This window comes from Wolbachia endosymbiont of Drosophila nikananu (genome assembly GCF_028981865.1).
Classification (GTDB): domain Bacteria; phylum Pseudomonadota; class Alphaproteobacteria; order Rickettsiales; family Anaplasmataceae; genus Wolbachia; species Wolbachia pipientis_B.
In genome coordinates this window covers 1-9,737 of the sequence record NZ_JAPQLL010000020.1, presented here as the reverse complement: position 1 = coordinate 9,737, position 9,737 = coordinate 1, and the positions used below count along the sequence as shown (strand labels likewise).

The following is a 9,737-nucleotide window of genomic DNA, read 5'->3' as shown; positions in this document are numbered from 1 at the left end:
TTCTGCTTAGTAAATTTCTTAAACATTTTAGCTAAGGTTAGTTGCATTTAAAAGCAGCTAAATTGCAGTGTTTAAGACTTGAAAAACGCCAATACTGAAAATAGACAATGACTAGGGCTTCTTTTGCCTTTTTTTTATTTGGTAAATTTCTTAATGTTTATAGCTAAACGACAACCGTCATCCCGCAGCGGGATCTCTTGTTAGCGCCGCGGCGGTATGACGGTTAAGTAGCCAGTGCGTGACACTTGTATCTGGGATCCAGCCTTTCTGCAATCTCATCGAAAACGTTTTTCTATGCTAGTTTACAAGCAAACTTTCCTGGATCCCAGTGTCAAGCACTGGGATGACATCTTTGTTATGTTTAACAAAAACAAATGTTCGTACAGCCATGGAATGAATCGCGATATAGCTATAGCATATACAACAACTAAAAAAAACAGCAGTTTTTCTATGATTTGAGTATAATTCTAGATTTACCTAAACAGAAAATTTAATGGACTATATCTTAATGTATCTTTCCTTACCATTCTCAATTACCGAGAATTATTTATTAATTACTGCATTGATTCCACTTTTAAGCGCGTTAGCTATTTTTTTTACTGGTAAATGGCCAAGAGTAAGCAGTGGCGTTACTGTTGCTTTTTCTATGCTTCTATTTGCGTATACATCTCTATGCACTTTATATTTGGTGTATGGTGATCATCCTCAATTTATTCTCATGGACTTTGGTAGTAATTTGCATATTAGTTTGAAGCTAGAGTCTAGTGGAGTGATATTTGGTTTATTAATATCATTTTTGTGGGTACTAACCAGCATATATGCGATATGTTATATGCGAAATAACTATGCTGATAGCAATCACTCAAGTTTTCTATGCTTTTTTTCAATATCAATTAGCTGTGCAATGTTTATTGCTTTTTCTGGAGATTTGCTCACTACATTTGTCTTTTATGAGCTTCTAACTATTAGTACATACCCTCTGGTTACTTACAACTCAACAAATGAGTCAGTAGTTGCAGGACGCTATTACTTTGGCGTGCTATTTTTTTCTTCTTTGGTATTATTTTTTCCCGCAATAGGCCTCTTATATAATGAATTTCATACTTTAGATTTTGTAAGTGGTGGAATATTCAAATTTGATACTTCACTCATCACTTTCATTGCAGTGTGTTTTGCTATGCTGATTTACGGAATAGGAAAAGCTGCATTAATGCCAATGCATTTTTGGTTACCAAAAGCAATGGTTGCACCAACTCCTGTGAGTGCACTATTACATGCTGTTGCTGTTGTAAAATCCGGAGTTTTCATCATCATAAAAGTTATATTATACACCTTCGGCGTCGATAACATGCAACGTTTTGTGCAGCAAAATTGGTTTGCTGGAGGGTGGCTTCCATACGCTGCTGGATTTACTATTATTACTGCATCATTGATTGCATTAAAGCAAAAAGAATTAAAGAAATTGCTTGCTTACTCTACCATCTCTCAATTGTCGTATATTATATTATTTGCTTCAATTTTTAGTGAGCTCAGCATGAGGGTTGCAATTTTTCAATTAGTTTGCCACGCATTTGCAAAAATCACTTTGTTTTTCATTGCCGGAGCAATAATAACGAAAACAGGTGAGAAATATATAGATAAGATTCATGGTATAGGACGCAGTATGCCAATTAGCATGACAGCATTTGCTATAGGTGCATTGTCTATGATAGGGGTGCCGCCTGCTCCGACTTTTTGGGGTAAATTTCTCATTTTTCAAGCTGTTTTCAACTCTGGCAATGTAATACTTTCTGTGTTTGTAACTCTAGTGTTAATTGTTAGCACTATACTTAACGCTCTGTACTTTTTACCGATAATTTACAATGCTTTTTTCTTAAAACCTTCTCAGAATTACTTGATTAAAAAAACGCCAATTCTTCTAGTTTTACCTCCAGTTATCACTGCTACATGCACTTTAGTTATTTTTTTTAGCTACCAAGTAATATTTCAAAATCTGTATTTATAACCATTAACAATAAATTTAAATGGTATTATACCAGCCAGGGTTGCTTTTATACTCGACAAAGTGAAGCTAATCTCCACAGTATGATCTTTCACCTCCTTATTTTGCTCGGTTGTAAAAACTACAGTAGCATTTCCAGCAAATGTAACTAAGTCCTTGGTCGATCGATCAATAGATAATGTTATTACATTTATGTTGGCAGTTTTTCTTCTGGATGAAGGTGAACTAACAGCTTCTTTATTCGTTTTTTCCTGAAAGCCTTGATAGATTTTATGTATAGAATTGTTTCTTATAAAATTTTCTTGGTACTTCGGTTCAACGATCTTAATGGACTCGTATATTTCAATGTATTTACTTATTAAGTACCTCGCTGTGGAAGTGTATTCATCTTCCTTTTTACTGAAACTAAGCTTATGCATTGCAGAGAACTCATCTTCTGTGTGGTTCATGTACTTCACAAAATTTAAATTTTTTTTAACAGGAAATAACAGGTATATGTTTAATATTAATAAACATAAGCATACTAGGAGAAGCGATACTATTAATGCCATCCAAGATCTTTCTGCTACACAAAACAGATACCTATGGCAGTACCATTCGACTGCTTTACTGAAATAACTTTTGTTTTTTACTGATTCAAGCAATTTATCTTCCATAACACAATGCTACCAAACCCAACTATAATAACAATAAGATTAGATACTCCAAAAAACTTTAAAATATGTCTAAATTTCCCAAAATAGGATGAATGATTATATCACCTTGTTCCGCAATAAGGTAGAATTTATCGATCTTGCTCACATCTACATTGATCATTTTTACACTGAAATTTTCAGGATTGTAAATATTACTTTCAGCACTTTTGTGATAATTATAATAATGTAATTTATTTTGATCATCAAAATAACCAAATTCATCAGCAAGGGCTCCCACTCTGCTACCTTTACCACTTTTGACTAGCCTAAATAGATCAATCACATGGTTTTGAGATCCAGGCTCAATAGGCCCTTCTACAGCAAAAAACTTAGGTGCATGACCAACATATTCCTTAAATTTTAGATTATGAGTCTTTTTTACACTACCAAAATCCACAAACTTATATTCATCTGAAACGCCAGAATATTGTGGATCATACTTTTTATATTCAAAAAACTCATTACCTAAAAAATTACAAAACGTTAATTTATAATCATCAAGATCGGATTTAATGACTTTAAGGTAATGAAAATCTCTAGGAATCTTTACTTCCTCTTCAGTAATATGATTACGTACAACAAGCTCACCATTTAGTATATGATAGCCAACTTTTGGCAAAGTAGCTATATTGATTGCCTTGTTTAGCTTAAAATTTGCTTCATAAATGCCGCTTAACAACTCCTTTCCTTTTTCTAAGGTGACGTCCTGGTCTAAAGCTATATTCTTGATTGAACTTAATTCTTTCTGCATGTTTAGTATGGCTTTCGTCAAAACTTCTATTGATTGCCATACAGTTAATTTATTATCAGTCAAATTATATACTTCGAGTATTAAATTAACAGAATTTTATCATGAATTTATGTTAAAAGTATTATACTTTGTAAACTTATTTCATGATATTAACTACATCAGCTAAAACATGCTTTTTATCTAAGTGAAGTTGCTTAGCAACAACGAAAAGTTCATCTATTTTTTTCCACTGACCTAGTAAAATTTCAACACCATTTACCTCTCTCTTTATGCTTTCTAAAATGAAGGCCTGAATTATATATGATGCTAGTTCCAGTTCGATTTCGCTATTAATTACTTTATTAATCATATTGGGATTCTTTAAATCATGAAGAAATTTATAAAAGCATTTGTATGCTTCATAAGCATCACTACTTATTGCATTTATTATCATTCCTGGCATTCCAGGAAATAAAGTTATCATTTCGTCAAACGTTTGATTATCAAATTTACATTGAGATGAAGCAACTTGCTTTGTTTCATCATAAGTTAATGGAAGTAAATTTAGCTGAAAGCACCTGCACCGGATAGTAGTTTGTATATCATATGGCTTATGGCTAATTATAAATATCTTAGAATTTTTTGGCGGCTCTTCTAATATTTTCAATATTGCATTTTTAGCGTTATTAGTCATTGTCTCTAAGCTATCTATTATAGCTACTTTGTGTTCTGATTGAATGGGACTTAAGTGTAGAAAGTTTTTCATCTCTCTGACTTTTTCTATTCCGATAGTATCACCTTCAACAATGTGTAAGTCCAATGCTACTTCATTATAGCTTTTTATGAGTAACCAATTGGAGAAGGATTTTGCAAGCGTTGCTTTTCCTATACCTTTTTTACCACAGATCAGCCAAGACTGAACAGATAAGTTGTTCATTAATTTTTTTTTGGCTTGGTTGTGACCTATTACTTTTTTCATTCTTTCTCCTGTAGATCTTAGTTTGAAAATGCATTGGTTACTGTTTATAATAAAATTGCACCTTCCCTTAAAACCTTAATCTTATCTTCGGTTAAGTCAATAATAGTAGATTCTATACCAGAAACTAATTCATCATCTTCAATCACTGCAGATAAATGTTGCTTAATGGATTGTGGTATATCGTCTGCCTTACATACACTTTTTTCTCCTGAAATATTTATACTAGTTGCCACTATTGGAACTTTCAGTTTATTTAATATTGAAATTGCAATAGGATGCTCAGGGATTCTGATGCCTATACTATCTTTAAAGAATGCGTTTGGCAATATATTATTGTTTTTAAGTGGTAAAATATAGGTAATCGGTCCAGGAGAAAAGTGGTTTATTAAATCAATATATCTTTCCTTCACCTTTGCTATTTTTATCAAATTGTAAATATCACTAACAAATATGGAGAGTGGCTTATTTTGAGAGCGCCTCTTTATCTGATATATTTTTCCTATAGATTCATTATCTAGTGCATTACAAGCAAGAGCATAAACTGTTTCTGTTGGAAAACACACTAACAAGTTGTTCTGTATTGCATTTATTATTTTAGATACCATATAGCTAAAAACTTATTCATAATAACTAGATCAATTTTGTTGCATTGTATCTTATATAGTAACTGCTAGTTTTTGTGAACGTAATGCAACGCAGCTTACCATTTGTTATGCAGACTTGCTACAACCCAAACTCTTCATTGACTTTATCAACTATTGCCTGTGGTGGATCCTCTCCCCATCCTGAATACAAAATCTCTCCATAGTCTGCAACATCTATAGAGCCAGTTCTGCTTTTTGCTAGAAACATTTCTCTTTTCTCTTTATCAACTAATACATAATGCCACGCTGATTTTCCACGATCTTTACCACGGACTAAATATATAAGATCTGACCTACTTCTTTTTGTTGCATCAGCAAAAGATCTTTCATTGACAGTTCTGCTTTTACTTTTTATGCCGCCACTTTCAGAAAAAGCTTCCTTGGATTCGGCTTTTTTGTTTGCTAATTCAGAAATTTTTCCTTTTTCCCCCAATGCCCGTTCTTTGGTGTTTTGAGACGAATACTTACTGGAAAAACCTTCCCCTGTACCGCCAGGAGTCCTGTTTGTGAAACGCTTAATAAACGAATTATTGTCGTTGTTTTCTGCCATAAAAATCTCCAAACTTTAGATTGTAGGACCCAAATTTTTACTACACTCTATCATATGTTAATTAAATTAATATAAATGAAAAATAATATAGTAATTATTACAGGAATTACAGCTTCAGGTAAATCAGAATTGTGTGATAACCTGATAAAAAAATATAATAATATCAGCATAATAAATTGTGATTCAAAGCAGGTATATGAAGAAATTCCCATAATTACTGCTCAACCACTAAAGCAAGAAGAATTTTATAAATTATATGGTTATGTTTCAGCAAAAGAAAATTATTCCGTGGGTCTATGGTTAGAGGATTTAGAAAAAGAAGTTAATCACGCATTAGAAAATGCTCAAATACCTATCATCACTGGAGGAAGCGGGCTTTACATCAGCAGTTTAATCAAAGGCTTATCATCAATGCCACAAATAAGTCAGAAAGTGAGGAAAAATGTAAGCGAATTAAGGAAAAATTTAAGTAAAGAGGAGTTTTACAAATTAGCGCTAAGCAAAGATCCAAGGATTCAAGGTAAAGTATTCATGAATGACTTGCACCGCCTTTCAAGGGCACTTGAAGTTATCACTGAAACTGGTAAGACAATCTTTGTATGGCAAGAAAATAGACAGCCTCCTTTATTCAATAATTTTAAGATATATACAATTCTGCCTGAGCGTGAAAACGTATACAGAAAAATAAATTCTCGTTTTATCAAAATGATCGAAAATGGAGCAATTGATGAAGTAAAAAAGCTACTTAGTATGAACTTAGCTCCACATTTGCCAGCCATGAAAGCACATGGAGTGCCAGAAATTGTAAAGTATTTGAAAGGTGAGATTACTTTAGACGAAGCGATACAGATTGCTCAAACAAACACAAGACACTACGCAAAACGCCAGTACACTTGGTTTAAAAACCAGTTCCCAAGTTCTGAAGTAATTGATTGTGCAAACAAGCTAACAGCGCTTGAAATATTTTAATTGTTAGTTTCCAGGTGTATTTCCATGCTCATTGCTATGAATGGGCGGTTCCATATTTTCCAGATGGCTGTTCACTTTTGGTGGCTTATCCAAGCCATGCTCTATTTTTATTTTAAAAAATCCAAGCCTCTCGCAAAACTTCTGAAAACACTCTTTTATAACGTCAAACAAGTTTTTATCACCTATATTATAGTCCTTCAGTCTCTTAGGAACAGTAAGTGACAATTTACCATCTTTATATATTACACCCTCTTTCCCATCTTGAGATTCAAGTGTGAATTCAATTGAGCTGGATAGATCACACACCTTGTCACCAGCTTTACCATCACTCCTTTGGAAAAATATTGGTAATTTCATATCCGATCTAATACTTACATTATTTTGGTCAATATAATCAATATTCATTACTCTTTTAGGGGAGAGTACTAGAAATGAATGTTGGCCAAGTGCAAGTTGGGATTCTATAAATACACCAGCTTCATACCCTGCCTGATTACAATTGGTAACCAGTTCTTCTAGGATAGAATCACTTGGAACTTTTGCTTCAGCATATTTAAACATCTCCTTAAAAACTTCTTTTGCAAAAGGACGATAGTTTTCATCTTCGCTTTTTGGCAGTAAACTGTTATACTCTTTGCATAACTTGGCAGTCAAATCTCCACTTATACTTTTGCCGTTAATAACAAAATCCATTCTTTGAAAATCCTTATACATCTGTTCACCCGTGTTTGCTGACTCATTGTTTTTATCAGCCCTTAACCTGCTAAAACCAAACTTTTCTGCTTGAGCTTTTAGTGTAACTATTGGATTTTCCTTTTCTTCTGGTATAAAGCTATTCATTGTTAATACCCTGTATATGAATTACTAATAGTATAATAGTACATAAAAATGATTAATAAGTCAATAAAAATATTTTATATAAACGCAAGTCCTATGATAGCAAATAGTTTGACTATAAGGTGACAGGATCTTAAGAAGACTCTATAACAGTTTTACACATGTATGAATCTCAATGAGCAATCAGATTTTTCTAAATAGCAGGCTGGAGAATATACCTAAGTTCCATTCCGCAATATTGCCTAAACTTTGTGGTGGGGACAAAGTGATGGACCTGCTATTTTATAGGCCACTTAGTTACGTAGATAGAAGTAAGTCACTGCCCGATGCTCAAGCTGGAGAATTTATAACTTTTATTGCAAAAGTTTATGAGCATCAGTCGCCCACTTTTAGAGGTAGACCATATAAAATAGTCGTTGAAAGTGAGAGTCAGTATATATTCATAGTCTTTTTTAATTACTCAGTTAAGTATTTATATAAACTATTTCCAGTTGGAGCCTATGTAATCATCAGTGGCAAAGTCGAAAAATTTGCTGAACATTGGCAAATTACTCACCCAGATTACATATTACCTGATATCAGCCAATTTAAAGAAATAGCTCGCATAGAGCCAGTCTACCAATTATGCCGTGGCATTACCAATAAGAGCATTGGAAACATAATAAGCTCTAACCTGAAAGAATTGCCTGATTTGCCAGAGTGGATAGATGATACATTAATCAAGCAAAAAAAATGGCTAAGTTGGAGGAAAAGCATCATAAAGTTGCACAGACCAAGCTCATTGGCGGAAGCCGAGGTTTGTAGAAAAAGGCTTGCTTATGATGAATTGTTTGCGTATCAGCTAGCACTGAAACTTGCAAGAGAAAATCATGTAAAAGAAAGGGGAAGAGAATTTATAGTATTGAATAAATATAAAGAGCAAGTTTTAAATGAATTATCGTTTCAATTAACAAACGATCAAATTCGTGCAATAGATGAAATTTCAGAGAGGCAAAAATCCAAGTACCGCATGATAAACTTGCTGCAAGGTGATGTTGGTAGTGGCAAAACCGTAGTTGCACTTTTTGCGATGCTAAATGTGGTAGAAAACAACATGCAGGCAGCTCTAATGGCACCGACTACTATCTTGGCGGAGCAACATTATAATTGGATTGAGGAAGTTTTATCCTGTACCGATATAAAAGTTGCGCTGCTTACTGGTAAAACTTCGCGCAAGGAAAGAAAGATTATTATGAACGAACTTGCAAGTGGTGTTTTAAATATAGTGATTGGCACCCACGCGTTATTTCAAGCTAACGTTATATTTAAAAATTTAGGGCTTGCAGTCATAGACGAGCAACAGCGATTTGGAGTGATGCAGAGAAATCGCTTGGTAGGAAAAGGAGAAAATGCCGACATACTTTTCGTTACTGCAACTCCCATTCCAAGAACCTTGCAGCAAGCTATGTATGGTGACGTTGAATGTTCAATGTTGAAAGAAAAACCAAAATCCAGATTGCCAATAAAAACTGTAACTATGAACATTAGTAGGGTGCCAGATGTTATTGAAAAGCTAAAAGGTGCTATAAACAGGGGCGAAAAAGCATATTGGATTTGTCCATATATAGAAGAAAACGAAGAGACCAATATTGCTGCAGCAGAGATGCGTTTTCAAGAATTACAAAAAACATTTCTTGATAAAGTTAGCATAATACATGGAAAATTGATTCAGGAGCAGAAAGATCAAGTTATGTTTTCCTTCAAAAGAAATGAATTTTCTCTGCTTGTTGCAACCACTGTGATAGAAGTTGGTATAGATGTGCCAGATGCAACCATTATGATTATAGAAAATGCAGAGCAATTTGGGCTATCGCAATTGCATCAGTTAAGAGGCAGAGTAGGGCGAGGAAACAAGCCATCTTTTTGTGTATTATTATACGATAATTTAAGTAAAAGCTCATCTTCAAAGTTAAAGATCATGTGTGAGTCACAGGACGGATTTTACATTGCTGAAAGGGATATGATGCTAAGAGGCAGTGGGGATATCTTAGGCACAAAACAATCAGGATGTATGGAATTTAAATTTGCTGATTTATATCAGGACAGAGAGCTGCTCAACCTCGCGTATAATAACGCAAAAGGTGCAATGGCTGATTTTGAATTACTGCTTGATATATTTGAATATAGAAGTAGATTACATTTTTCAAAATTTCAGTAGGAAAACCAGGTAGCCCGCAGAAACGAAAAAACTTACTTGACAAACTCCGCCAGGTCCCTTATCATGATAGTGAAGGTATTCAGTTATCTTCATCTGTGCAGATTAAACAGCAAGAAAACAACGTAGTTGGCGTC

9 protein-coding genes are annotated in these 9,737 nt (G+C 33.9%); 3 read left to right on the top strand and 6 right to left on the bottom strand.

What is annotated here, in order from left to right; translation table 11 throughout:
* Positions 1–493 precede the first annotated feature (493 nt).
* The gene (locus OZD67_RS01490; RefSeq protein ID WP_182183582.1) at positions 494–2,005 is read left to right on the top strand and encodes a proton-conducting transporter transmembrane domain-containing protein; all 1,512 of its coding nucleotides are present in this window, start codon (positions 494–496) and stop codon (positions 2,003–2,005) included.
* Here OZD67_RS01490 and OZD67_RS01485 read toward each other — a convergent pair.
* The 5 genes from OZD67_RS01485 to OZD67_RS01465 form a co-directional block, all read right to left on the bottom strand.
* Positions 1,987–2,658 carry a VirB8/TrbF family protein gene (locus OZD67_RS01485; protein WP_182183580.1) on the bottom strand — a complete coding sequence of 224 codons (672 nt, stop codon included), beginning with the start codon at positions 2,656–2,658 and terminating at the stop codon, positions 1,987–1,989. The genes OZD67_RS01490 and OZD67_RS01485 overlap by 19 nt on opposite strands.
* Positions 2,659–2,716: 58 nt before the next feature.
* The gene (locus OZD67_RS01480; RefSeq protein WP_182183579.1) at positions 2,717–3,511 is read right to left on the bottom strand and encodes a hypothetical protein; all 795 of its coding nucleotides are present in this window, start codon (positions 3,509–3,511) and stop codon (positions 2,717–2,719) included.
* Between the two features lie 73 nt (positions 3,512–3,584).
* Positions 3,585–4,406: a DNA polymerase III subunit delta' gene (locus OZD67_RS01475; RefSeq protein WP_182183577.1), complete on the bottom strand. Its 822-nt coding sequence runs from the start codon at positions 4,404–4,406 to the stop codon at positions 3,585–3,587.
* 44 nt (positions 4,407–4,450) lie between these two features.
* Positions 4,451–5,011: an L-threonylcarbamoyladenylate synthase gene (locus OZD67_RS01470; RefSeq protein ID WP_182183575.1), complete on the bottom strand. Its 561-nt coding sequence runs from the start codon at positions 5,009–5,011 to the stop codon at positions 4,451–4,453.
* A gap of 118 nt (positions 5,012–5,129) precedes the next feature.
* Complete coding sequence (locus OZD67_RS01465; protein WP_182183573.1) at positions 5,130–5,600, bottom strand: hypothetical protein; 471 nt, start codon at positions 5,598–5,600, stop codon at positions 5,130–5,132.
* 75 nt (positions 5,601–5,675) lie between these two features.
* Between OZD67_RS01465 and miaA the strand changes: the two genes are divergently transcribed.
* The gene (gene miaA / locus OZD67_RS01460) at positions 5,676–6,569 is read left to right on the top strand and encodes a tRNA (adenosine(37)-N6)-dimethylallyltransferase MiaA (RefSeq protein WP_182183571.1); all 894 of its coding nucleotides are present in this window, start codon (positions 5,676–5,678) and stop codon (positions 6,567–6,569) included.
* 3 nt (positions 6,570–6,572) lie between these two features.
* On the opposite strand, the gene OZD67_RS01455 is transcribed toward miaA, so the two are convergent.
* Positions 6,573–7,409 carry a hypothetical protein gene (locus OZD67_RS01455; protein WP_182183569.1) on the bottom strand — a complete coding sequence of 279 codons (837 nt, stop codon included), beginning with the start codon at positions 7,407–7,409 and terminating at the stop codon, positions 6,573–6,575.
* 172 nt (positions 7,410–7,581) lie between these two features.
* Here OZD67_RS01455 and recG point away from each other — a divergent pair, with 172 nt between their 5' ends.
* Positions 7,582–9,603: an ATP-dependent DNA helicase RecG gene (gene recG / locus OZD67_RS01450; protein ID WP_182183568.1), complete on the top strand. Its 2,022-nt coding sequence runs from the start codon at positions 7,582–7,584 to the stop codon at positions 9,601–9,603.
* Positions 9,604–9,737: the final 134 nt, after the last annotated feature.

Excerpts from the sequence above, each read along its gene's own strand:
- OZD67_RS01490 (WP_182183582.1), top strand. The coding sequence starts at position 494 with ATGGACTATATCTTAATGTATCTTTCCTTACCATTCTCAATTACCGAG.
- OZD67_RS01485 (WP_182183580.1), bottom strand. The coding sequence starts at position 2,658 with ATGGAAGATAAATTGCTTGAATCAGTAAAAAACAAAAGTTATTTCAGT.
- OZD67_RS01475 (WP_182183577.1), bottom strand. The coding sequence starts at position 4,406 with ATGAAAAAAGTAATAGGTCACAACCAAGCCAAAAAAAAATTAATGAAC.
- OZD67_RS01470 (WP_182183575.1), bottom strand. The coding sequence starts at position 5,011 with ATGGTATCTAAAATAATAAATGCAATACAGAACAACTTGTTAGTGTGT.
- OZD67_RS01465 (WP_182183573.1), bottom strand. The coding sequence starts at position 5,600 with ATGGCAGAAAACAACGACAATAATTCGTTTATTAAGCGTTTCACAAAC.
- miaA (WP_182183571.1), top strand. The coding sequence starts at position 5,676 with ATGAAAAATAATATAGTAATTATTACAGGAATTACAGCTTCAGGTAAA.
- OZD67_RS01455 (WP_182183569.1), bottom strand. The coding sequence starts at position 7,409 with ATGAATAGCTTTATACCAGAAGAAAAGGAAAATCCAATAGTTACACTA.
- recG (WP_182183568.1), top strand. The coding sequence starts at position 7,582 with ATGAGCAATCAGATTTTTCTAAATAGCAGGCTGGAGAATATACCTAAG.